Here is a 22,499-nt window from a genome sequence, read left to right on the forward strand (position 1 = left end):
CTTACCCCTCGAATCGCTTATCCCAGCGCCTTCTGCACCTGTCCCATGGGAATGGGGAACACCTTGTCGTAACTCCAGTTGTAGACGAAGGCATAGACCAGGTAGAAGAGCACGAAGCCCATATCCAGCACCAGCGCCTCCAGCAGGCCGATGTCGAGCCACCAGGACATCACCGGCAGGGCCACGATCAGCAGGCCCCCCTCGAACCCCAGGGTGTGCAGCACCCGCTGCCACAGCGCCTTGTGGGTGTGGCCCTGATAGCGCAGCAGCAGCTTGTCCACCCCGATGTTGTAGACATAGTTCCAGACGGTGGCGACCACCGAGAAGAACAGGGCCAGGGGGCCCATGTGGTTGAGCCCGACGCCGGTCACCCAGCTGGCCAGCGGGGCGGCGATCAGCAGGCCAATCAATTCGAAGCCGATGGCGTGGCGCAGGCGGTCACGGGTCGTACGCATGGTCTGTCTCTCTCTTTGGTCAGGGAATGGCGGCAATGTATCGCCAAAACCGGATAGATTCACGTTGGTATCTATCGCTAAAATAGATAGATGTGACGACACAACAGCACGGCGGAGCAGGCTCATGACCCCTTCACTGGAACACTTCAAGGCATTGCTGGCGACGGCCGAGACCGGGTCGTTCTCGGCGGCGGCGCGCAGGCTGGGCAAGGCCCAGTCGGTGGTGAGTGCCGCCATCGCCAACCTGGAGATCGATCTCGGCCTTGCGCTGTTCGATCGCAGCGGCCGCTATCCCGTGCTGACAGAGGCGGGTGCCCGCATCTGTCAGGAGGCGGGGGTGCTGCTGGCCCAGAGCGAGCGACTGCAGGCCATCGCCGGCGAGCTGGCCAACGGCGTCGAGTCGCGCCTCACCCTGGCCATCGACGATGACTCCCACCTGCCCTGGCTTGGTTCCCTGCTGGAGGAGTTTGCCAGCCGCTACCCGGCGGTGGAGCTGGAGCTGCTGTTCCCGCTGATGGAGGACGTGACCGAGCTGCTCAAGAGCGGCCGTGCCCAGCTCGGCATCAGCTATCAGAAGGCGCACCCCGAGCGGGAGCTGGTCTCCCGCTCCCTGGGGACGGTCACCATGCCCCTGGTGGTCTCTCCGGATCACCCCCTGGCCCACAAGACGCCGTTGAAGGAGAGCGACCTGCAAGGGGCTCGCCAGTTGATGGTGACCGGACGGCGGGAGGGGACGGAGCGCCATCGCTTCCGCCTCTCGGCGCAAGTGTGGTGGGTGGAGGGGGATCTCGGGATCCTGGAGCTGGTGAAACTGGGGTTGGGATGGGCGGCGGTGCCCGAGTTTCTGCTGCACCGGCCCCTGGCGCGGGGGGAGCTGGTGGTGCTCAAGCCGGACTTCATCGCCGAGGCGGAACTGGCGCTGGAGTTGCAGTGGTATCGCGCCCGCCCGCTCGGGCAGGCGGGGCGCTGGTTGCAGGAGGCACTGCTGGCGCGGGTGCCTCGCTAGGGGGGATTCAGTCGATCAACGCATAGGGCAGGGGTTGCAGACCGAGGCTGGAGCCCTCTTCCAGCTTGAGGCGGAAGCGGGCGTCGGCCTCGGTGTCCTTGGGCAGCACGGTGGTGAGCCACACCTGACCCTGCTGCTGCCAGGCGTTGAGCACCAGACCGCTGCGGCGCCAGTTGTCACCGAGCTGGATCTCCAGGGTGTCACCGCTGGCTACCTGCGTTGCGGCAGTGCCGCTCAGCACGAAGAGGGCGCGGTTGTTGGCGCCGCGATACTTGGCGCGCGCCACCGTCTCCTGCCCCATGTAGCAGCCCTTGTTGAAGCTGATGCCATCAAGGGCTTGCAGGTTCAGCATCTGGGGGATGTATTCCCCCTGATGGACCGCTTCCAGATGGGGGAGACCGGCTTTGATTTCCAGCCCCCACCAGAGTCCTTCGTCGCCCACCGGCAGGTTCAGGGCCAGTGGAGATGTGCTCGCCAGCAGCCAGCGGTCCGCCTCCACCCTGACTGCCATGCCGCCCTCCACCAGACCGGTGCCGGTCAGCGCGAAGTGCTGTGCCATCCAGTCGTCTGTCCCCTGACCAGCCAGTCCGGCCAGGCTGCCCTGAAACTCGCCGATCTCGACCTTGGCAAAGATCGCAAACTTCTTGAGCTCCGGCAGCTGGCGGGCCAGCACCGAGGGCTTGGTCAGCATCAGCAGGCTGTCTTCCAGGCAGAGCAGGCGAAAATCGCTCCACAGCTTGCCCTTGGGATCGCAGTGGCCGCCGAGGGTGCTCTGGCCCGGTTGCAGGGCGTTGACGTCGCAGGTGACCTGACCTTGCAGATACTTGGCGCGATCCGGGCCGCCGAGGCGGGTGATGGCCAGGTTGGTCAGGGAAAACAGGGTCGGCTCGGCAGGAAGAAGAGGGGTCGGCAGGCTCACGATGGGATTCCAGAGACAGAAAGTATGTGACCTGCATGGTAAAGACGTAAGGAATGTTTGTCAGCCGGAAAATCCTGCTGCTACCATTCCCCGGTCTTTGTAAGGAGAGTTCCATGTTGAACCCAAGTGAGAAGTCCCGCCTGAAGTGGGCCTGCCGTCGCGGCATGCTCGAGCTGGATGTGATCTTTATGCCCTTCTTTGAGCACGAGTTCGATGGCCTCGGCGAGGCCGAACAGCGCACCTTCATCCGCCTGCTGGAGTGCGAGGATCCCGAGCTGTTCCGCTGGTGCATGGGTCACGGCGTGCCCGAGGATCCCGATTTTGCCGCCATGATCCCCCTGATCCTCGAGCGCAACCAGGCCCGTCACGACAGCCTGCGCTGAGCCCGACTCGCGACCGCCACCCCTCATGGCCAGCCTCGCGTCTCCCCAGCGGGTAGTGATGCCCGTGATCGCCTCCCGCCAGCAGCGTCTGTTGCTGTGCATCCTGTTTCTGTTGCTGCTCTTGCCCGTCGCCAGCCTGATCCAGGGCTGGCAATGGGGGCTGTTCCTCCCTGTCTGGGGGCTGGGCCTGTGGCGCGCGTTGCGTCGCCATCCGGCGGCGAGCGGCGTGCTCGTCTGGGACGGGGAGTGGCTCGAGTGGCAAGGGGCGCGCCATCGGCTGGATCCCCGCAGCCGCATCCTGCCCGGGGTGCTCTGGTTGCGGCTGAAGACGGTGGAGGGCTCCGAGGGGCAGCTCTGGCTCTTCTCCGATGCCCTGGCCCCTGCACACTACCGCGCCCTGGCCCGCGCCATCCACCTCGCTGTCCGCTAGGGGCGTCTCTCTCTGCCTGCCACATCTGCCGCTCATAGCAGATGACCCCGCCTGGGCGGGGTCATCTGGGGGAGGGCATACGCCCGAATCGAACGCAACGGCCTTATTCCTGATCCGGCGTCATTCCCGATCCGGGGTCAGCACGGTCGGCTTGGAGTCCGGCTGCATGTCCGGATAATCCAGGTTGTAGTGCAGACCGCGTGACTCCTTGCGCTCCAGGGCGCAGTTGACGATGAGCTCGGCCACCTGCAACAGGTTGCGCAGCTCCAGCAGGTTGTTGGAGACCCGGAAGTTGGCGTAGTACTCCTGCACCTCCTGCTTGAGCAGATCGATGCGACGCTTGGCCCGGGCCAGGCGCTTGTTGGTGCGCACTATGCCCACGTAGTCCCACATCATCAGCCGCAGCTCGTGCCAGTTGTGCTGGATCACCACCTGCTCGTCCGAGTCATCCACCTGGCTCTCGTCCCAGGCCGGCAGGCTGGGGGGCGCCACGCTGGTGGGCAGCTTGGCCAAGATGTCGGCTCCCGCCTGATGGGCATAGACCACGCATTCGAGCAGGGAGTTGGAGGCCATGCGATTGGCGCCGTGCAACCCGGTATAGGTCACCTCGCCGATGGCATAGAGGCCGGGGATGTCGGTCTGGCCGTTGTTGTCGATCATCACGCCGCCACAGGTGTAGTGGGCCGCCGGGACGATGGGCATCGCCTCCCTGGTGATGTCGATACCGACCGCGAGGCAGCGCTCATAAATGGTCGGGAAGTGCTTGATGATGAAATCCGCCGGCTTGTGGCTGATGTCCAGATACATGCAATCCGCCCCGAGGCGCTTCATCTCGTGGTCGATGGCGCGGGCGACAATGTCCCGAGGGGCCAGCTCGGCCCGCTCGTCAAACTCCGGCATGAAGCGGCTGCCGTCCGGGCGGCGCAGATAGGCCCCCTCGCCACGCAGGGCCTCGGTCAGCAGGAAGTTGGGGTCGTCCGGGTGGAACAGGCTGGTGGGGTGGAACTGGTTGAACTCCAGGTTTGCCACCCGGCAGCCGGCGCGCCACGCCATGGCAATGCCATCGCCGGAGCTTACATCGGGGTTGGAGGTGTACTGGTACACCTTGGAGGCACCGCCGGTGGCCAGCGCCACGAAGCGGGCGCGGATCACCTCGACCTGCTCGGCGTTGCGATTCCAGACATAGGCTCCCAGTACCTTGTTGCCCGGCAGACCCAGCTTGCGGGTGGTGATGAGATCGACCGCGTTGAAGCGCTCCATCAGCTGGATGTTGGGGTGGGCGCGCACCTGGTCGATCAGGGTGAGCTGCACCGCCTTGCCGGTGGCGTCGGCCGCGTGGAAGATGCGGCGATGGCTGTGGCCCCCTTCCCGGGTCAGGTGATAGTGGGATTCCCCCTCGGCATCCTCTTCCTGATCGAAGGGGACCCCTTGCTGAATGAGCCACTGGATGGAGTCGCGGGCGTTGCGGGCGGTGAACTCCACCACCGCCGGGTCGCACAACCCGGCGCCGGCGTTGAGCGTGTCGCTCACGTGGGATTCGATGCTGTCGGTCTCGTCGAACACGGCAGCGATGCCTCCTTGCGCATAGAGAGTGGCCCCCTCACTGATGGGCCCCTTGCTCAGAACCAGGACTTTGGCCTGGTCTGCCAATCGCAACGCGAGGGACAGACCGGCGGCACCGCTGCCAATGATGAGTACGTCGCAAAGGTATTCAACACTTGCTTTCATAAGTATCATTGGCCTGGATTAAGAACTGGCCCCATGGTAGCCCAAGGGGGGTTGTGATGCAGCCCGCATCACATTTTTTTCAATGCAAGCGAACTTTCCCTGATTCCTCCTGTCTGAACTTGTGCGCTTAGAAGGGGCCGGAAAAGAAAAACGATAACCTGATGGGGGTTTTACGGCTCTGATGAGCGACCAGAATCTACTGGACGAACAGCTGGTTGAACGGGTCCAGCGTGGCGATAAAAATGCATTCAACCTGTTGGTACGCAAGTACCAGCACAAGGTGGTCAACCTGGTGGCCAGGTATGTCAACAATCCGGGCGATGTACCGGATGTGGCGCAGGAGGCATTCATCAAGGCCTACCGTGCGTTGCCGACATTCCGTGGCGAGAGCGCGTTTTACACCTGGTTGTACCGGATTGCCGTCAACACGGCCAAAAACTACCTGACGTCACAGGGGCGCAGACCGCCCAGCAGTGATGTCGAAGCGGACGAGGCTGAATATTATGGTGGTGGTGAAGCCCTGCAAGAGGTGGCCACCCCGGAAAACCTGGCGCTGACCGACGAGATCAAGCGTACCGTGTTTACCGCCATAGAAGCCTTGCCAGAAGATTTGAGAACGGCGATCACCCTTCGTGAAATGGAAGGGCTGAGCTACGAGGAGATTGCGGAGATCATGGATTGTCCGGTGGGTACGGTGAGATCCCGCATCTTCCGGGCGAGGGAAGCAATCGATAAAAAGCTGCAACCTCTGATCGAGCATTAACTGGGGAAAGACAGGCAAACTTATGGCAAATAAAGAGCAACTTTCAGCCCTGATGGATGGCGACCTCAGCGAAATCGAGGTACTGAACGAGCTGGGAACGGATCCCGCTCTGCAGGATACCTGGTCGCGTTACCATCTGATCGGTGATGCCATGCGGGGTGACCTGCCGGTCAATCTGCAACTGGATCTCAGCGACAGCATCATGCTGGCGCTGGAGGATGAACCCGCCATACTGGCGCCCAAGCCGGCACAGCCTGCTGCGCCCCAGGTGCAGCCCGCCGGCAAGGTGATCCCCTTCGTTCGCCGCTTTGGCCAGCAAGTGGGGCAGTATGCCATTGCCGCCTCCGTGGCTGCCGCCGTCATCTTCGGCGTGCAGCAGTACCAGGGCAAGGATGGTGTGCCGACCAGCCCGGTGCTCAATACCATACCCGTGGGTGGCAGTGCTGCGCCGGTGAGCGTGCACTATCCCCAGGATGGCAGCCGGACCGGTGTGCGTCAGCAAGGTCTGAGCGAGCAGCAGATGCAGGAGCAGCGCGAGCGCATCAATGCCTTCCTGCGCGACCATCAACTGCAACAGCGTCTGCTGCAAGACAAGCAGATTCAGGAATAACGCATTTTTAGGGATCAGATCGTGCGCCAGTCCAGCCGTATCCTGCTGGCCTCTCTCCTGTTGATTTGTGCCAAGGCCTCGGCCGACGATCTGTCGGCCGAGGCCTTGTTGCAGCAGATGCAGAGTGCCGTTTCGCAACAAAACTTCGAATTGTCCATGGTCAAGGCCCGCCAGGGGCGCCTCGAGCCTATCCGTTTCAGCCACGGGATCATCGATGGCAAGGAGGTGGCTCACCTGAGCTATCTCGACGGCAAGGCCGTGGAGTTCCTGCAACGCCAGAACGAATACACCTTCTTCGAAAACACCCATGAACCCTACACCCTCAAGGGGGCGCGTTTCCCCGGGGTGTGGTCGAGCCTGGTGAGGATGCCGCTGCCCCGGGTGATGGAGAGTTATGACCCCGTGCTGGCGGGCCGCAGCCGGGTGGCCGGCCTGGTGGCACAAGTGGTACGGCTGGTGCCCAAGGAGGCAGACAAGTACGGCTTCGTGCTCTGGATTGATGAACAGAGCCATCTGCTGCTGCGGGTGGACATGGTGGATCGAGAGGGCAATCTGGTGGAGCAGGTGCTGGGGGTGGATCTGGACAGGCAATCTGCGCCGGCCCCCTGGCTGGTCACCCTGGCACGCAGCAAGCTGCCGGATGCGCTGGCGCTGGAAGATGCCTATCCCGCTCCCCAGCAGACCCTCAACTGGCACCTGACCTGGTTGCCCGATGGCTTCAAGGTGCTCTCTCAGGATCGGCATCAGCTGGTCAGCACCAGTCTGCCGGTGGATTACATGATGCTCTCCGACGGGCTGGTGGATCTCTCCGTCTACGTCTCCCGGGTCGATCCCAAGCAGGCGGTGCGCCAGCAGTTGATTCGCCAGGGGGCCACCTCGCTGGTGAGTTTCGTCAACGAGGTCGGGGTGGAGATCACCGTGGTGGGCGAGGTGCCAGCCGAAACCGCCAAGCGCATCGCCGAGGCAGTGCAGCCCCTGGCCCGCAACGAGGCGGTGCAGTGAGTCTTTGCCGTGAGACTTGCCCTGAGGGTGCCGCCGTGCTGAGATCCGGAGCATCCACCGCCCCCTGTGAGGAGTCATCAGGTGAGTAACATGAGTGAAGAGCTGGCCACAGTAGTGGCCATCGACGGCAATCACGCCTGGGTGGAGTGCGAGCGGCGATCCGCCTGCAGCGGTTGCCACCAACAATCCAGCTGCGGGACCGGCACCGTCGCCAAGGCCTTTCCCATGAAGGCGCAGCGGCTGCGGGTCGCCCTCACCGGTGATGTGGCGGTGGGCCAGCAGATCCGCCTGGGCATCCCTCAGGCCAGCATCCTGCGCGGTGCGGCCCTGGTGTACGTGCTGCCGCTCTTCTGTCTGCTGCTGGGTGCCCTGCTCGGCCAGCTCTGGCTGGTGCCGCTCTTGTCGGCGGGAGAGGGGGTGACCATCCTCTGCTGTCTGCTGGGCGGCGCCATCGGATTTTTACTGGTTCGTTACTTTTCTGACCGGCTCGAGCAGGGGGAATACGGTCCCCGCATGCTCGGGGTGGTGCTCAATACCCGTCATCTCTCTTGAGGGGCCGGGTCTGGCGGAGGGCATCCAGGTGCCCAACGCCCGCCAGACAAGGCGCTATTTGTGGGGCCCGCCGACTAAAGATTGGCCGTCGACCGGGTTATCCAGTAAAATCCTGCCCTCATATCCGACCCTAACTTAATTTTGAGTGATTCTTGCTCGATGAAACACATTCGTAACTTTTCGATTATTGCGCACATCGACCACGGTAAGTCGACCCTGTCGGACCGTTTGATCCAGACTTGCGGCGGCCTGTCCGATCGCGAGATGCAGGCCCAGGTGCTGGACTCCATGGATCTGGAGCGCGAGCGCGGCATTACCATCAAGGCACAGAGTGTGACCCTGAACTACCAGGCACAAGACGGTAACACCTATCAGCTGAACTTTATCGACACCCCGGGCCACGTGGATTTCTCCTACGAGGTTTCTCGCTCCCTGGCTGCCTGTGAAGGGGCACTGCTGGTGGTGGATGCCGGTCAGGGGGTTGAGGCACAGACTCTGGCCAACTGCTACACCGCCATGGAAATGGATCTGGAAGTGGTGCCGGTGCTGAACAAGATCGACCTGCCGGCCGCAGAGCCCGAGCGGGTTGCCGAGGAGATCGAGGACATCGTCGGCATCGACGCGGTGGACGCGGTGCGCTGCTCCGCCAAGACCGGCCTCGGTGTCGATCTGGTGCTGGAAGAGATCGTCGCCAAGATCCCGTCCCCGGAAGGGGATCCGGAGGCGCCGCTGCAGGCGCTGATCATCGACTCCTGGTTCGACTCCTACCTCGGGGTCGTGTCGCTCGTGCGGATCAAGAACGGTTCCCTGAAGAAGAACGACAAGATCAAGGTGATGAGCACCGGTCAGGTGTGGGGTGTGGATCGCATCGGTATCTTCACCCCCAAGCAGGTGGACACCGACGGCCTGGGTTGTGGCGAGGTAGGTTGGGTCGTCTGCGGCATCAAGGACATCCACGGTGCGCCGGTGGGGGATACCCTGACTCTGGCCAAGCACGGTGCCGAGAAGGCGCTGGCCGGCTTCAAGAAGGTGAAGCCCCAGGTCTATGCGGGCCTGTTCCCCATCTCCAGCGATGACTACGAGTCCTTCCGCGATGCACTGGAGAAGCTCTCCCTCAACGACGCCTCCCTGTTCTACGAACCGGAGAGTTCCACGGCACTGGGCTTCGGCTTCCGTTGCGGCTTCCTCGGGATGCTGCACATGGAGATCATTCAGGAGCGTCTGGAGCGTGAATACGATCTGGATCTCATCACCACCGCACCGACCGTGGTCTACGAGATCGAGCTGAACGATGGCTCCACCATCCACATCGACAGCCCGGCCCAGATGCCCGCCATCAACAACATCAAGGAGATGCGCGAGCCCATCGCCGAGTGTCACATCCTGCTGCCGCAGGAGTACATGGGCAACGTCATCACCCTCTGCATCGAGAAGCGCGGTGTACAGACCAACATGGTCTACCACGGCAAGCAGGTGGCGCTGACCTACGAGATCCCGATGGCGGAAGTGGTGCTCGACTTCTTCGACCGTCTGAAGTCCACCAGTCGCGGCTACGCCTCCCTGGACTACGGCTTCAAGCGCTTCGAAACCTCCGACATGGTCCGTCTGGACATCATGATCAACGGCGAGCGGGTCGACGCCCTGGCCATCATCACCCACAAGGAGAACGCCCAGTATCGCGGTCGCCAGGTGGTGGAGAAGATGCGTGAGCTGATCCCGCGCCAGATGTTCGACATCGCCATTCAGGCCGCCATCGGCAACCAGATCATCGCCCGCAGCACCGTCAAGGCATTGCGTAAAGACGTCACCGCCAAGTGCTACGGTGGTGACGTGAGCCGGAAGAAGAAGCTGTTGAACAAGCAGAAAGAAGGCAAGAAGCGGATGAAGTCCCTGGGCCGTGTGGATGTGCCGCAAGAGGCCTTCCTCGCCATTCTCCACGTCGGAAAGGATTAATCGATGGCAAGCACCTTTTCCCTGATCCTCGTCGTCGTCACCCTGCTGACCTGCATCATCTGGACGCTCGACAAGCTGGTCTGGGCCAAGCAGCGGGCAGCCAAGATTGCCGCCGCCCGTGCCAATGCCGGTCCGGATGTGGACGAGAAGACACTGGCCAAGGTGGCCCCCATGCCGGTCTGGATCGAACAGACCGGCGGGGTTTTCCCGGTGATCGCGCTGGTGCTGATCCTGCGCTCCTTCATCTTCGAGCCGTTCCAGATCCCGTCCGGCTCCATGATGCCGACCCTGCTGGTGGGCGACTTCATCCTGGTGGAGAAGTTTGCCTACGGCCTCAAGGACCCGGTGACCAACACCAAGTTCCTCGAGACCGGCGAGCCGAAGCGCGGTGATGTGGTGGTCTTCAAGTATCCGCTGGATACCCGGGTGGACTACATCAAGCGGGTGGTCGGCATGCCCGGCGATCGGGTCATCTATCGCAACAAGGAGCTGATGATCCGGCCGCGCTGTGTGGAAGAGAGCCGCGATGAACAGGCAGGGAAGACGTGCCCCGGCTTCCAGAAGCTGGACGTCAAGTTCGAGCAGCGCGGCGAGTTCAGCCAGATGGGGATCCCGCTGGATCGCTACACCGAACAGCTGGGCGATGTCTCCCACGAGACCTTGCGCAACCCGCTGATGCCGGACCTGGTGGACCGCTACTATCGTCAGCCCGGCACCTACCCCGACGAGTGGGTAGTGCCGGAAGGCCACTATTTCGTGATGGGTGACAACCGCGACAACAGCACCGACAGCCGTTTCTGGGGTTTCGTGCCCGAGCAGAACCTGGTGGGCAAGGCGGTCGCCATCTGGATCAGTTTCGAATTCGAGCGCGAGGAAGGGTCCAGCTTGCCGAGCTGGGTGCCGACCGGTGTGCGCTTCAACCGCATTGGCGGAATCAAGTAAATGAATATCAAGATGAACAGACTGCAGTCCCGTCTCGGGCATGTCTTTCAGGATCCTGAGCTGCTGACCCGGGCACTGACCCATCGCAGCGCAGGGTCCCGTCACAACGAGCGCCTGGAATTTCTGGGGGACTCCATCCTGAGTCTGGTGATTGCCGATGACCTCTTCCACCGCTTCCCGCAGGCAGCGGAAGGGGATCTCAGCCGGATGCGCGCCACCCTGGTGCGCGAGAAGACGCTGGCCGAGCTGGGCCGGGAATTCGACCTCGGGGATCACCTGATCCTGGGGCCGGGGGAGCTGAAAAGCGGCGGTTTTCGCCGCGAGTCCATCCTGGCCGACACCGTCGAGGCGGTGATCGGCGCCATCTATCTGGACACGGATCTGGAGCGGGTGCGCAGCCTCCTGCTCGGCTGGTATGCCAGCCGCCTTGGCGAGATCAAGCCCGGGATCGAACAGAAGGATCCCAAGACCCGTCTGCAAGAGATCCTGCAGGGCAGCCGCAAATCCCTGCCGACCTATACGGTGACCAACGTCAAGGGCGAGGCCCACAACCAGGAGTTCACCGTCCAGTGCGAAGTGGATGGGCTGGATGGCCCCCTGGTCGGGATCGGCTCCAGCCGCCGCAAGGCCGAACAGGCCGCGGCGCAGCAAGCACTGGAACGACTGTCATGAGCACCATGACGGATCCGGCACTGTGCGCTCATTTCACTCCATCAGCATTGGGAACGCGGTCATGACAGATACCACCTATTGCGGCTTTGTCGCCATCGTGGGCCGCCCCAACGTGGGCAAGTCCACCCTGCTCAACAAGTTGCTCGGCCAGAAGGTCAGCATCACCTCGAAGAAGCCCCAGACTACCCGTCACCGGATCCTGGGGATCGACACCGAGGAGAACCATCAGACCATCTATGTGGATACCCCGGGTCTGCACATCGAGGAGAAGCGGGCCATCAACCGCCTGATGAACCGCGCCGCCACCAGTTCCCTGGGGGACGTGGCCATGGTGGTGTTCGTGGTGGACGGCACCCACTGGACCAAGGATGACGAGATGGTGCTGGGCAAGCTGCGCCACCTCAAGTGCCCCGTGGTGCTGGCGGTCAACAAGATCGACAACGTCAAGGAGAAAGAGGATCTGCTGCCGCACCTCGAGTGGCTGGGTCAGCAGATGAACTTTGCCCACATCCTGCCCATCAGTGCCGAGAAGGGCACCAACGTGGAGAAGATCCGCGAGTGGGCCAAGGATCTGCTGCCGGAGAACGTCCACTTCTTCCCGGAAGATTACGTGACCGACCGCTCTTCCCGCTTCATGGCCTCCGAGATCATCCGCGAGAAGCTGATGCGCTTCACCGGCGAGGAGCTGCCCTATTCGGTGACGGTGGAGATCGAGCGCTTCAAGGTGGAGGAGACCGGTCTCTACCACATCCACGGGCTCATCCTGGTGGAGCGCGAAGGCCAGAAGAAAATGGTCATCGGCAACAAGGGCGAGAAGATCAAGACCATCGGCACAGAGGCGCGCATCGACATGGAACGGCTGTTCCAGAACAAGGTGCATCTCGAGCTGTGGGTCAAGGTCAAGTCCGGCTGGGCCGACGACGAGCGGGCCCTGCGCAGCCTCGGGTATGGCGACGACTGATTGCTGACCCCGGCTTTCGTCATCCACAGTCGGCCCTATCGGGAGACCAGCCAGCTGGTCGAGGTCTTCACCCAGGATAGCGGTCGATTCACCCTGGTGGCTCGCGGTTCCCGCGGGCCACGCTCCTCTCTGAAGGGGCTGCTTCAGCCCTTCACCCTGCTCACCATTGCCTGGCGCGGCAAGGGGGATCTCAAGAACCTCACCCAGGTGGAGTGCCCGGATCACTCGTTGCGCCTCGGGGGGGATCGTCTCTTCTACGGCCTCTATCTCAACGAGCTGGTCTACTACCTGCTGGAAGCGCACACCCCCTTCCCCGAGGTGTTCGACGCCTATGCCCGTGCCATCATGGCCCTGGCGGACGGCGAGACCCCGGAGCTGCCCCTGCGCCGCTTCGAGTTCCTGCTGCTGCAGGCCCTGGGCTACGCGGTGGACTTCGAATATGCCGCGGACGACGACTCCCCCATCGACCCTACCCTGCTCTACGGCTTCGAGCGGGAGCTCGGCTTTGTCGCTTGCGAGCGGGCGCCGGATCCCCGTACCCTGTTCCTCGGCGCCCACCTGCTGGCCTTCGCCGAGGGGCGTTTCGACACGCCTCCCTTGCTGCAGGCGGCCAAGCGTTTCAGCCGGCTGGCGCTGCAGCCCTATCTCGGCAAGCGTCAACTGAAGAGCAGGGAGCTCTTTTTGAAGCGAAAAGGCAGTGTTTCAAGCTGATTTTTATAATCTGGTGATGTTTTGTGTTTATGACATCGCCTTTCATGAACAATAATGCTGTCGCCGTGGCCAGAACCGGGCTGCGGCGGCACATGGACAGAGGAGCGGGCACCACCCGCCCCGGCATTCACAGATGACCTGTATCAAGGAGTAAGCAATGAGCGAGATCTACCTGGGTGTGAACATCGACCATATCGCCACCCTGCGCAACGCCCGCGGCACCCAGTATCCGGATCCGGTACAGGCCGCCTTCGTGGCCGAGCAGGCCGGTGCCGATGGCATCACGGTCCACCTGCGGGAAGATCGCCGCCACATCACCGACCGGGACGTGGAGATCCTGCGCCAGACCATCCAGACCAGGATGAACCTGGAGATGGCGGTGACCGAGGAGATGATCGGCATCGCCTGCCGCATCAAGCCCCACTTCGTCTGCCTGGTGCCGGAGAAGCGCACCGAGGTGACCACCGAGGGTGGTCTGGACGTGGCGGGCCAGCTGGACAAGGTGACCGATGCGGTGACCCGTCTTGCGGCCGTCGGTGCTCAGGTATCCCTCTTCATCGATGCGGATCCGTTGCAGATCGATGCGGCCGCCGCGAGCGGTGCTCCCTTCATCGAGATCCACACCGGCCGCTACGCCGATGCCACCACGGACGCCGAGCGCAACGCCGAGTTCAAGCGCATCGCCGCCGGTGCTTCCTACGCCGCTGGCAAGGGCTTGAAGGTCAATGCGGGCCACGGTCTGCACTACCACAACGTCAAGGCCATCGCCGCCATCCCCGAGCTCTATGAGCTCAACATCGGTCACGCCATCATCGGTCGCGCCGCCTTCGACGGTCTGGCCAAGGCGGTCAGCGACATGCGTGCGCTGATGCAGGAAGCCCGTCAGGGGATCTGATGCCGCTTCGCAGGTATGAAAACCACAAGGGACGCTTCGGCGTCCCTTGTGGTTTTCAGGAGTGGAAGGCGGGGTGAACCCCGTGTTCATCTGGCATGGGGCCGGGCATCCGTGTGCAGAGGGCGAAAGGGAAGGGGCGTCTCAGCCTGGTTCCGGGAAGTAGCGCTCCAGCAGGGCGGTGAGGATGGCCTGGCACTCGGCATCCGGCTCGCCGGTGACCAGGGCGGGGCGAAAGTGAAGCTGGAAGGCGCGCAGGACGGCGCGGCTCTGCTCATCCCAGGCGCCGTGCTGGGGGAGGCCGTAGCCGTAACGGGCAAGCTGCTGCTGCCATTGCAGCGCATCCCAGGGGATGAGCTGCGTCTGGCGCAACTCGGCCACCCGGGCCTCGTCGGGCCAGGCGCCGACACCGTAGCGCAGGGCGAGCTCGCGCCAGGGGAACCGGGGGCCGGGATCCTGCTTGCGCTCGGGGGCGACATCGCTGTGGGCCAGCACTTGGGTGGGGGGTATCTGGTAGCGTTCGACCAGATCCCGGGCGAGGGCGCCGAGGGCGGCGATCTGGGCAGGAGGATAGGGTTGCCAGTGTCTCAGATGGGCGGGCAGGGCCGCGTCTTTCTCGTCATACCCGAGATTCACTATCTCGATGCCGAGCGAACTGGCGTTGAGCCCGGCGTAGTGATGCCAGCGACTGCGTCCGGCGTGCCAGGCCCGCTGGCTGTCGGGCACCAGCTGGTAGACCGGGAACGGTTGCTCGTCGGTGTCGCGGGGGATCAGGTAGTGGGCGCTCACCTTGTGCTCCGGTTCGGTCAGCAGGCGTAGGGAGCGGGCATCCTCTTCATCCGTGTAGTGCAGGATGAGAAAGGCGATGCGTTCGTTCTGGCTGGCGCTCTGATGATCCTGGTTGAGACGATAGGGCGCAGGCTGGCAGGCGCCGAGCAGCAGGATGAGGGGCAGTGACCAGCGCCAGCGCGCCGCGAACCGGCACGCGCCGCCGCTCGCCGACGGGCGTGGAGTCAGCAGGCGGCGCCAGCCCATGGTCTAGCCTCGCACCTGGCCGGAGGCGGTCATCAGGGCCCGGGCCTGTATTTGGTGGTGAGGCCAATCAGGAAGTTGCGCAGGATCTGATCCCCGCAATCCTGATAGTGCTTGTGATCCCTGGCGCGGAACAGGGCGCTCAGCTCGGACTTGGAGAGGTTGAAGTTCGCAAGCTTGAGGGTGCCCAGCATCTCCTCTTCCTTGTAGTTGAGGCCGATGCGCAGCTTGCGCAGGATCAGGTTGTTGTTGATCCGGTTCGGGATCACCTGGGGCGGGGCATCTTCCCGCACACCGCGGCGCAGGGCGATGAAGCCGTCGAGGAACTGGCTCAGTGCCGAGTCCGGGCAGGCGGCGAAGCCCGCTTCCTGTGCCTCGCCCTCTTCGGCCTCTTTCATCAGCCAGCTGTGCAGCTGGGCATGGGTGATGGCCAGATTGCCCTTGGCAAAGATCTCGACCATCTGGTCGTTGCTGATGCTGAGGGCATAGCGCAGGCGGCGCAGAATATCGTTGTTGGTCATGTTGACTCCTGTGGAAACGGCGCAGATGTTACCACCTGCCGCCTGTCCAGTCAGAAAAAGCGCCTCAGTCGGTCAGGGCTAGGTAGCGGGGAGCCTCCTGCCTCACCTGCTCCAGGGCATCCTGCAGCTCCAGCAATTCGGGCTCCAGATCGCTCACGGCGACCCCGTCGCGCAGCTGCTGCTCGAGCTGGGAGAGCAGGCGTTGCAGACCCGGCACCCCGGAGTAGGCGCAGCCACCGTTGAGGCGGTGGAGCTGGGCCAGCACGTCTGCATCCTCGGCACTCCCTTCCAGCGCCGCCGCCAGGATGGGCTCCACCTCGTCGAAGCTGGCCAGCAACATGGTCAGCATCTCCCGGGCGAGGGCTGGCTTGCCGGCGGCCTGACGCACGGCGAGGGGCCAGTCTATCTGCTGATCCCCGTGATTCTGGTGCCGCCGGTGGGCGAAGTCGGTGATGAGCTGCGCCAGCATCCCCTCGTCGATGGGTTTGGCCAGGTAGTCGTCCATGCCCTGGCGAATGAGGCGCTCCCGCTCACCGGGAATGGCATGGGCGGTGACCGCGACGATGGGGGTCTCTGTGTTGAGGGAGTGGTGGCGGATCGCCTGGGTGGCGCTGATGCCGTCCATGACGGGCATCTGGATATCCATGAAGATGATGTCGAACGGCTGGCTCTGGGCCAGGTTGACCGCCTCCTTGCCGTTCTTGCACACCACCACCTCGGTCACCATCTCCTTGAGCATGGCGGCGATGAGCTTGAGGTTGGCGGCGTTGTCATCCACCGCCAGCACCTTGACAGCCTGCACGCTGCGCGGCGTCGGCGCGGGCAGGGGGGCACGGCGTACCGCCTCGGGGGAGAGCAGAGCGTGCAGCAACTTGCGATGGTTGATGGGCTTGGAGAGGCAGTGGACGGCGCCGTGGGCCAGCATGGCGTCGTAGAGGGCCGGCTCATGGCTGCTGAGCAGCACTATGGTGTTCTGCTGGCCGTCCAGTCCGTCGAGACGGGCAATCACCTGCTGCGGGCTGTGCAGGGTGCTGCTGCCGATGAGCACCATGTCCTGGCTGCTCATCGGGGGCCACTCCTCGTCCACCGTCAGGGAGTGCACATCCAGGTGCCACTCTCCCAGCAGGGCGAGCAGGGAGGCGTGAGTGAAGGGATCCGGCTCCAGCAGCCAGACCCGCTTGCCCTGGATGCGATCCAGCGGAAGCCGCTCGCTCTGGGGCAGGGGCGAGACATCCAGATCCAGGTGGAACGAGAAGACCGACCCCTTGCCGAGTTCGGATTCGAAGCGGATCTGGCCCCCCATCTGCTGCACCAGCTTCTGGGTGATGACGAGCCCGAGCCCGGTGCCCCCATAGCGGCGGGAGATGGAGGAGTCTGCCTGGTTGAAGGCCTGGAACAACTGGCGCTGCTGCTCTTCCGAGATGCCGATGCCGGTATCGCGAATCAGCACCCGCAGGCGCACCTTGTTGCCGCTGGATTCCCCGGTCTGCTCGACACGCACGTCCACGTTGCCGCGCTCGGTGAACTTGATGGCGTTGCCGGTGAGGTTGGTGAGCACCTGCTGCAGGCGCATGGGGTCGCCGGTGAGGTAGTCCGGCACGGCGGCATCCACCTGGAGGGAGAGTTCGAGCTGCTTGTCGTGGGCGCTCGGCCCCAGCAGGTGCATGGTCTCGTTGAGGGTGTCCCGCAGGCTGAAGGGGATGTGCTCGAGCTGCAGCTTGCCCGCCTCCAGCTTGGAGAAGTCGAGGATGTCGTTGATGATCCCAAGGAGGTTGCGTGCCGACTTCTCGATGGTCTGCATGTAGTCGGTCTGGCTCGGGGTCAGACTGGTCTTGAGCAGCTGGCGGGTGAAGCCGATGACCCCGTTGAGCGGGGTGCGCAGCTCGTGGGACATGTTGGCGAGGAACTCGGACTTGACCCTGGCGGCCTCCTGGGCGCGCTTCTTCGCCATGTCGAGCTCGACGTTCTGGATCTCGATCTGCTCGAGGGTCTCCCGCAGATCCGACGTCGCCTGATCGATGTTCTGCTGCATCTCCTCGTGATATTCGGAGAGCGCCTTGGCCATGGCGTTGATGCCGTTCTTGAGCATGTCCAGCTCGCCGGTGAGCTGGCCGCTGACCCGGGTATCGAGCCGCCCCTCCCTGATCCGGTGCACCGCCTGCACCATGTCGGTGATGGGCTGGGTCACGCTCTTGACCAGACGGAAGCCGAACAGGGCGCTGATGGCCAGCCCGATGAGCACGATGATGACCGCGAAGAAGGCGTCGCGGTACTGCAGGACGATGGCCCTGTCCGTGGCGAGTTGCATGGAGATGTAGCCGATGACCGGCGGCTCCAGATCGCTTGGCAGCGGGAAGCCGTCCAGGCTGGTCTCTGCCTGGATGGGGGTGCGCAGTATGATGTCATCGCCGTTGACGGAGACGCTGGTCAGGGCCGGGATGACGCTGCCGTCCGGCAGACGAAGCTGGCTGAAGTCCCTGTGGTAGTTGGACGTCACGAACAGCTGGTTCTCCTGGGTGAAGACGGCGATGGACTTGATGAAGGGCGAGTTCTTGCGATGGGTGAGCCCGATCAGCCGCTTGAGGGATTCGCGGCTGTGCTGTGTCATGCCGTATTCGCTGGCGATGGCCAGGGGCTCGATGATGTTGATGCCCTGATCGATGAGGTTGTTTTCCAGCTGCTGATAGCGGTGGAAGGTGAAATAGCCGGCGATGAGGCCGCCAATGATGAGGGTCGGCAAGATGGTGAAGGCCAGCACCCGGGCCCTGAGACCGTACTTGGTCATGCCGCCGACCCGCCTTTCGCAAGAGAAGCCATGACCCGGGGCGCATGCAGGCACCGGGGTCGGGCAGGCAATACAGTCACTGTCGCTGTACGGGGTCTCAGGCCGTATCCGGTCATATCAATGGGCCACTTTTGGTCAGAATGGACGATGGGGCGGATGCCGCGGCTGGGGCCCTCAGGCCGTATTTGGTCATACGATTATTCTTGTGGGACAATGGTCTGCCGCAGATTCCACAATCATGACATAGCCACCTATAGGCACCAAGTTTTATGGCCCAGTTTTTCAAGCCCCAAAAGAAATCCACCCAGCCCCAACGTATTGAATTTACGGTAGACAGTCTGGATCACCACTGTGTCGGCGTCGGCCGTCATCAGGGCAAGGCCATCTTCGTCGAAGGGGCGCTGCCCGGCGAGGCCATCAAGGCCCGCATCATCGACGACAAGAAGCACTATGCCCACGCCGCCCTGCAACAGGTGGTGACCCCGGCGGCCAACCGGGTCGCCCCCTTCTGCGACCACTATCGCGAGTGTGGCGGTTGCAGTGCCCAGCACCTGGGAGAGGGAGATCAACTGGCGGCCAAGGAGGCGGGACTGGTCAGCCTGTTCGAGCGCCTTGGCAACATCCAGGCGCCAGCGTTGGCACCTGCGCTGACGGGGGAGTCTCGCGCCTACCGCCGGGTCTGCCGTCTGGCCATCAAGTTTGACAAGAACGGTCGCTGCACCCGGGTGGGCTTTCGTCGTCGCCAGTCGAACGATCTGGTAGAGATTGCCGGCTGCCCTGTGCTGGCCGAGCCCCTCTCTGCCCTTATCGCCCCTCTGCGCGAATGCCTCAACCGGCTGAAGAGCCAGCGCGAACTGGGCCATGCGGAACTCATTAAGGGGGAGCAGGGCATTCTGATGCTGCTGCGCCACACCGGTCGCCCCACCGAGGCGGATCGGGCGCACTTGACCGAGTTTGCCACCGCCCAGGGGATAGACCTCTATCTGCAGGCGGCGAACGAGCAGATCGAACCTCTGCGTCAACAGTCTCAGCCAAGTTACACGCTGGATGGCCTGTCTCTTGCATTCGCTCCCGGCGACTTCATCCAGGTCAACGGGCCCGTCAACCAGCGCATGGTGGAGCAGGCATTGAGCTGGCTCGACGCAGGCAAGGATGACAAGGTGCTGGACCTCTTCTGCGGCATCGGCAACTTCACCCTGCCGCTGGCCCGTCAGGCCCGCGAAGTGGTGGGGGTGGAAGGGGAGCTCGCCATGGTGACGCGTGCACAGGAGAATGCCCGCCGCAACGGCATCGACAACGCCCGCTTCTACAAGGCGGACTTGAGCGGCGACATCGTGGGCATGTCCTGGGCCCGGGAAGGGTTCGATCTGGTACTGCTGGATCCGGCCAGACCCGGGGCGCTGGAGGTGATGAGCCACGTGGCGGCACTTTCCCCTAAACGGGTGGTCTATGTTTCCTGTAACCCGGTCACCCTGGCCCGTGACAGTCAGGTGCTGGTGCAGGGGGGCTACAAGCTGACCCGTCTGGGGATGTTGGACATGTTCCCCCACACCGGTCATTTGGAGTCCATGGCGCTGTTCGAACGAGGCTGAGTCGAGACGACCGCATTACTCTGGATGAATCAAGATGCGGTCGTGATGATTTTTCGATGTGCATGATGCTGCCAGAGTGAGGTAAAACAGGTGTTTTTCGCTGCCTTCAACGGGCAGGGCAGAATGCGGTTATCTTGGTTTTCCAGCGGCGGCGGCGCTGTTTGAGCGGGAGTGATTAGGGTAATCTAGGTCGTCGATAGTGGATCGGATGCGGGGAAGAGCCCTGTCACCTTGCGCGGTGACATGCCTTGAAAACTCTTTCATGCATCCCCATTTGAGGCAGTCATCAGTTGATGAGGGGATGAGGAGAGCATCGGCTTTCGACCCCACACTTTTAAGGATTGATACCATGGTTGCGGTGCGCGATATTCATTTGAAAGACAATTTCACTCTGGATGAGTGGGTCAGTTCCCTTACCCTGAGTGAAAGTGACAAGAATCAGTTGCGAACCGTCTACCAGTATTGCCTGACCCTGGGTGACGAAGCGCTCACCAACCGCCTGCTGGTGCGCGGGGTCGAGATGGTGGGCATCCTGCTGATGCTCAGCATGGATCTCGCCACCCTCAAGGCCGCCATTCTCTATCCCTTCGTCGAAGCGGGTCTCATCAGCCAGGAAAAGGTGAACGAGGACTTCGGCCCCAAGATCGCCAAGCTGGTGGAAGGGGTGCTGGAGATGGAGGCCATCCGCTCCCTGCAAACCCTTCACCGCAGCGAAACCTCGCCGGAGCAGGTGGACAACGTGCGCCGCATGCTGCTCGCCATGGTCGAGGACGTGCGCGCCGTGGTCATCAAGCTGGCGGAGCGCATCGCCTGCCTGCGTGAGGCGAAGAAGGCGGATGAGGAGACCCGGGTGCTGATGGCCCAGGAGATCACCAACATCTATGCCCCCCTTGCGAACCGCCTCGGTATCGGTCAGCTCAAGTGGGAGCTCGAGGATCTCGCCTTCCGCTACCTGCACCCGGACACCTACAAGCAGATCGCCAAACAGCTGGATGAGAAACGGCTCGACCGCGAGCGCTACATCCGCGAATTCGTACAGTCTCTGCGCGATGCCCTGGCCGAGGCCGGCGTCGAGGCCGAGGTCTATGGCCGACCGAAACACATCTACAGCATCTGGCGCAAGATGCAGAAGAAGCACCTCGAATTCAACGAGCTGTTCGATGTGCGCGCGGTGCGGGTGATCACCAAGCGGCTGCAGGATTGTTACGCGGCGCTGGGTATCGTTCACACCCATTTCCACCATATTCCCCGCGAATTTGACGACTATGTCGCCAACCCCAAGCCCAATGGTTACCAATCCATCCACACCGTGGTGGTGGGGGAGGAGGGCAAGACAGTGGAGATCCAGATCCGTACCGAGCAGATGCATCAGGATGCGGAGCTCGGTGTGGCTGCGCACTGGCGCTACAAGGAAGGGGCCCAGGCCGCTGCCAAGACCAGCACCTTCGAAGACAAGATCGAATGGCTGCGCAAACTCCTCGCCTGGCAGGAGGACCTCTCGGAGAGTGGCTCCTTGCTGGACGATCTGCGCAGTCAGGTGTTCGAGGACAGGGTTTATGTCTTCACTCCCAAGGGCGATGTTATCGACCTGCCGGCAGGGGCGACGCCGCTCGACTTCGCCTATCACGTGCACAGCATGATCGGTCACCGCTGCATCGGCACCAAGATCGACGGCCGCATCGTGCCCTTCACCTATACGCTGCAAACCGGTGATCAGGTGGAGGTGATCACCCAGAAGGAGCCGAACCCGAGCCGCGACTGGATGAACCCGAACGCCGGCTTCCTGCGCTCCAGCCGGGCGCGGGCCAAGGTGGCCACTTGGTTCAGAAAGCTGGACCGGGACAAGAACATCGCCGCTGGCAAGGAGCTGCTGGAGAAAGAGCTGGACAGACACAACCTCACCCTCTCCAAGGTGGACAAGGTGGTGCTGGAGCGCTTCCATGCGGAGGAGCTGGAAGATTTGCTGGCCGGTATCGGCAGCGGCGATATCCGCATCAACCAGCTGCTCAACTACCTCGACACCCGCTACAACAAGCCGACGGCGGAAGAAGAAGATCGCCGTCTGCTGGAGAAGCTGGAGCAGAAGGCCAATGTGCCCTTCCGCCCCAAACCCAAGGATCACATCGTGGTGGAAGGGGTGGGCAACCTGATGACTCACATCGCCCGCTGTTGCCAGCCCATCCCGGGGGACGCCATCCAGGGCTTCATCACCATGGGACGGGGGGTTTCCATCCACCGGGAAGATTGCGAGCAGCTCAAGGAGCTGTCGCGTCGCAACCCGGAGCGCCTGATCGATGCGGTATGGGGGGAGAACTACTCCGGCGGTTACGGTCTCACCATCCGCATTCTCTCCAACGACAGATCCGGCCTGCTGCGTGACATCACCACCGTGCTCGCCAACGAGAAGATCAACGTGATGGGAGTGCGTTCGCGCTCCAACGTGCGCGAGCAGACCGCCGAAATAGACATGGAGCTGGAGATTTACAACATCAACGCCTTCAACCGGGCGTTGGCCAAGCTCAGTCAGCTCAACGACGTGATCAGCGCCAAGCGGCTGTAATGCTCAACCGACCGGCCCCAGTGGCCGGTC

At 62.9% G+C, this 22,499-nt stretch carries 21 protein-coding genes; 15 read left to right on the forward strand and 6 right to left on the reverse strand.

Going from position 1 to position 22,499, the window contains the following annotated elements:
• Positions 1–17: 17 nt before the first annotated feature.
• Positions 18–455 (reverse strand): PACE efflux transporter, encoded by a 438-nt coding sequence (locus AB5Y53_RS20720; RefSeq protein ID WP_039040541.1) that lies wholly within the window; start codon positions 453–455, stop codon positions 18–20.
• Positions 456–579: 124 nt separating this feature from the next.
• On the opposite strand from AB5Y53_RS20720, the gene AB5Y53_RS20725 reads away from it, so the two are divergent.
• Positions 580–1,461 (forward strand): LysR family transcriptional regulator, encoded by an 882-nt coding sequence (locus tag AB5Y53_RS20725; RefSeq protein ID WP_010675650.1) that lies wholly within the window; start codon positions 580–582, stop codon positions 1,459–1,461.
• A gap of 7 nt (positions 1,462–1,468) precedes the next feature.
• Here AB5Y53_RS20725 and ygfZ read toward each other — a convergent pair whose 3' ends face one another.
• Positions 1,469–2,380: a tRNA-modifying protein YgfZ gene (gene ygfZ, locus AB5Y53_RS20730; RefSeq protein ID WP_368183118.1), complete on the reverse strand. Its 912-nt coding sequence runs from the start codon at positions 2,378–2,380 to the stop codon at positions 1,469–1,471.
• Between the two features lie 113 nt (positions 2,381–2,493).
• Here ygfZ and AB5Y53_RS20735 point away from each other — a divergent pair, with 113 nt between their 5' ends.
• Both AB5Y53_RS20735 and AB5Y53_RS20740 read left to right on the forward strand, forming a co-directional pair.
• On the forward strand, positions 2,494–2,763 hold the full coding sequence (locus AB5Y53_RS20735; protein ID WP_041213909.1) for a succinate dehydrogenase assembly factor 2: 270 nt from the start codon (positions 2,494–2,496) through the stop codon (positions 2,761–2,763).
• Positions 2,764–2,821: 58 nt separating this feature from the next.
• Positions 2,822–3,193: a protein YgfX gene (locus AB5Y53_RS20740; protein WP_104454757.1), complete on the forward strand. Its 372-nt coding sequence runs from the start codon at positions 2,822–2,824 to the stop codon at positions 3,191–3,193.
• Positions 3,194–3,313: 120 nt separating this feature from the next.
• On the opposite strand, the gene nadB is transcribed toward AB5Y53_RS20740, so the two are convergent.
• Positions 3,314–4,921, reverse strand: a complete 1,608-nt coding sequence (gene nadB / locus AB5Y53_RS20745; protein ID WP_010675646.1) for an L-aspartate oxidase — start codon at positions 4,919–4,921, stop codon at positions 3,314–3,316.
• Between the two features lie 181 nt (positions 4,922–5,102).
• On the opposite strand from nadB, the gene rpoE reads away from it, so the two are divergent.
• From rpoE to pdxJ, 10 genes are all read left to right on the forward strand, one after another.
• Entirely contained in the window at positions 5,103–5,684 is a 582-nt protein-coding gene (gene rpoE, locus AB5Y53_RS20750; RefSeq protein ID WP_010675645.1) for an RNA polymerase sigma factor RpoE, read from the forward strand.
• Positions 5,685–5,706: 22 nt separating this feature from the next.
• Positions 5,707–6,294 (forward strand): sigma-E factor negative regulatory protein, encoded by a 588-nt coding sequence (locus AB5Y53_RS20755; protein WP_041211670.1) that lies wholly within the window; start codon positions 5,707–5,709, stop codon positions 6,292–6,294.
• 21 nt (positions 6,295–6,315) lie between these two features.
• Positions 6,316–7,296 carry a MucB/RseB C-terminal domain-containing protein gene (locus AB5Y53_RS20760; RefSeq protein WP_010675643.1) on the forward strand — a complete coding sequence of 327 codons (981 nt, stop codon included), beginning with the start codon at positions 6,316–6,318 and terminating at the stop codon, positions 7,294–7,296.
• 90 nt (positions 7,297–7,386) lie between these two features.
• Entirely contained in the window at positions 7,387–7,848 is a 462-nt protein-coding gene (locus tag AB5Y53_RS20765; protein WP_039040538.1) for a SoxR reducing system RseC family protein, read from the forward strand.
• 159 nt (positions 7,849–8,007) lie between these two features.
• Positions 8,008–9,801: a translation elongation factor 4 gene (gene lepA, locus AB5Y53_RS20770; protein ID WP_010675641.1), complete on the forward strand. Its 1,794-nt coding sequence runs from the start codon at positions 8,008–8,010 to the stop codon at positions 9,799–9,801.
• Positions 9,802–9,804: 3 nt separating this feature from the next.
• Positions 9,805–10,743 carry a signal peptidase I gene (gene lepB / locus AB5Y53_RS20775; RefSeq protein ID WP_368183119.1) on the forward strand — a complete coding sequence of 313 codons (939 nt, stop codon included), beginning with the start codon at positions 9,805–9,807 and terminating at the stop codon, positions 10,741–10,743.
• Positions 10,744–11,415 (forward strand): ribonuclease III, encoded by a 672-nt coding sequence (gene rnc, locus AB5Y53_RS20780; protein WP_010675639.1) that lies wholly within the window; start codon positions 10,744–10,746, stop codon positions 11,413–11,415. It abuts the gene before it with no gap.
• A 61-nt stretch (positions 11,416–11,476) separates the two neighbouring features.
• Entirely contained in the window at positions 11,477–12,376 is a 900-nt protein-coding gene (era, locus tag AB5Y53_RS20785; protein ID WP_041211854.1) for a GTPase Era, read from the forward strand.
• Positions 12,377–13,087, forward strand: coding sequence for a DNA repair protein RecO (gene recO / locus AB5Y53_RS20790; RefSeq protein WP_039040537.1), 711 nt, complete (start codon positions 12,377–12,379; stop codon positions 13,085–13,087).
• Positions 13,088–13,244: 157 nt separating this feature from the next.
• The gene (gene pdxJ / locus AB5Y53_RS20795; protein ID WP_010675636.1) at positions 13,245–13,982 is read left to right on the forward strand and encodes a pyridoxine 5'-phosphate synthase; all 738 of its coding nucleotides are present in this window, start codon (positions 13,245–13,247) and stop codon (positions 13,980–13,982) included.
• 141 nt (positions 13,983–14,123) lie between these two features.
• On the opposite strand, the gene AB5Y53_RS20800 is transcribed toward pdxJ, so the two are convergent.
• The 3 genes from AB5Y53_RS20800 to barA form a co-directional block, all read right to left on the reverse strand.
• On the reverse strand, positions 14,124–15,014 hold the full coding sequence (locus AB5Y53_RS20800) for an N-acetylmuramoyl-L-alanine amidase (RefSeq protein WP_161470273.1): 891 nt from the start codon (positions 15,012–15,014) through the stop codon (positions 14,124–14,126).
• A 32-nt stretch (positions 15,015–15,046) separates the two neighbouring features.
• The gene (locus tag AB5Y53_RS20805) at positions 15,047–15,532 is read right to left on the reverse strand and encodes a DUF1456 family protein (RefSeq protein ID WP_368183120.1); all 486 of its coding nucleotides are present in this window, start codon (positions 15,530–15,532) and stop codon (positions 15,047–15,049) included.
• A 64-nt stretch (positions 15,533–15,596) separates the two neighbouring features.
• Complete coding sequence (gene barA / locus AB5Y53_RS20810) at positions 15,597–18,317, reverse strand: two-component sensor histidine kinase BarA (protein ID WP_041211665.1); 2,721 nt, start codon at positions 18,315–18,317, stop codon at positions 15,597–15,599.
• Positions 18,318–18,586: 269 nt separating this feature from the next.
• On the opposite strand from barA, the gene rlmD reads away from it, so the two are divergent.
• Both rlmD and relA read left to right on the forward strand, forming a co-directional pair.
• The gene (rlmD, locus tag AB5Y53_RS20815; protein WP_368183123.1) at positions 18,587–19,909 is read left to right on the forward strand and encodes a 23S rRNA (uracil(1939)-C(5))-methyltransferase RlmD; all 1,323 of its coding nucleotides are present in this window, start codon (positions 18,587–18,589) and stop codon (positions 19,907–19,909) included.
• Positions 19,910–20,258: 349 nt separating this feature from the next.
• Positions 20,259–22,469, forward strand: a complete 2,211-nt coding sequence (gene relA / locus AB5Y53_RS20820; RefSeq protein ID WP_010675631.1) for a GTP diphosphokinase — start codon at positions 20,259–20,261, stop codon at positions 22,467–22,469.
• The last annotated feature ends 30 nt before the right edge of the window (positions 22,470–22,499 follow it).

The sequence above is a fragment of the Aeromonas sp. R7-5 genome (assembly GCF_040908015.1).
GTDB classification, from domain to species: domain Bacteria; phylum Pseudomonadota; class Gammaproteobacteria; order Enterobacterales; family Aeromonadaceae; genus Aeromonas; species Aeromonas caviae.

Bases quoted from the DNA above. Each gene is read 5' to 3' on its own strand.
- AB5Y53_RS20720 (WP_039040541.1), bottom strand. From the start codon at position 455: ATGCGTACGACCCGTGACCGCCTGCGCCACGCCATCGGCTTCGAATTG.
- AB5Y53_RS20725 (WP_010675650.1), top strand. From the start codon at position 580: ATGACCCCTTCACTGGAACACTTCAAGGCATTGCTGGCGACGGCCGAG.
- AB5Y53_RS20735 (WP_041213909.1), top strand. From the start codon at position 2,494: ATGTTGAACCCAAGTGAGAAGTCCCGCCTGAAGTGGGCCTGCCGTCGC.
- AB5Y53_RS20740 (WP_104454757.1), top strand. From the start codon at position 2,822: ATGCCCGTGATCGCCTCCCGCCAGCAGCGTCTGTTGCTGTGCATCCTG.
- nadB (WP_010675646.1), bottom strand. From the start codon at position 4,921: ATGAAAGCAAGTGTTGAATACCTTTGCGACGTACTCATCATTGGCAGC.
- rpoE (WP_010675645.1), top strand. From the start codon at position 5,103: ATGAGCGACCAGAATCTACTGGACGAACAGCTGGTTGAACGGGTCCAG.
- AB5Y53_RS20755 (WP_041211670.1), top strand. From the start codon at position 5,707: ATGGCAAATAAAGAGCAACTTTCAGCCCTGATGGATGGCGACCTCAGC.
- AB5Y53_RS20765 (WP_039040538.1), top strand. From the start codon at position 7,387: ATGAGTGAAGAGCTGGCCACAGTAGTGGCCATCGACGGCAATCACGCC.
- lepA (WP_010675641.1), top strand. From the start codon at position 8,008: ATGAAACACATTCGTAACTTTTCGATTATTGCGCACATCGACCACGGT.
- lepB (WP_368183119.1), top strand. From the start codon at position 9,805: ATGGCAAGCACCTTTTCCCTGATCCTCGTCGTCGTCACCCTGCTGACC.
- rnc (WP_010675639.1), top strand. From the start codon at position 10,744: ATGAATATCAAGATGAACAGACTGCAGTCCCGTCTCGGGCATGTCTTT.
- era (WP_041211854.1), top strand. From the start codon at position 11,477: ATGACAGATACCACCTATTGCGGCTTTGTCGCCATCGTGGGCCGCCCC.
- pdxJ (WP_010675636.1), top strand. From the start codon at position 13,245: ATGAGCGAGATCTACCTGGGTGTGAACATCGACCATATCGCCACCCTG.
- AB5Y53_RS20800 (WP_161470273.1), bottom strand. From the start codon at position 15,014: ATGGGCTGGCGCCGCCTGCTGACTCCACGCCCGTCGGCGAGCGGCGGC.
- AB5Y53_RS20805 (WP_368183120.1), bottom strand. From the start codon at position 15,532: ATGACCAACAACGATATTCTGCGCCGCCTGCGCTATGCCCTCAGCATC.
- barA (WP_041211665.1), bottom strand. From the start codon at position 18,317: ATGACCAAGTACGGTCTCAGGGCCCGGGTGCTGGCCTTCACCATCTTG.
- rlmD (WP_368183123.1), top strand. From the start codon at position 18,587: ATGGCCCAGTTTTTCAAGCCCCAAAAGAAATCCACCCAGCCCCAACGT.
- relA (WP_010675631.1), top strand. From the start codon at position 20,259: ATGGTTGCGGTGCGCGATATTCATTTGAAAGACAATTTCACTCTGGAT.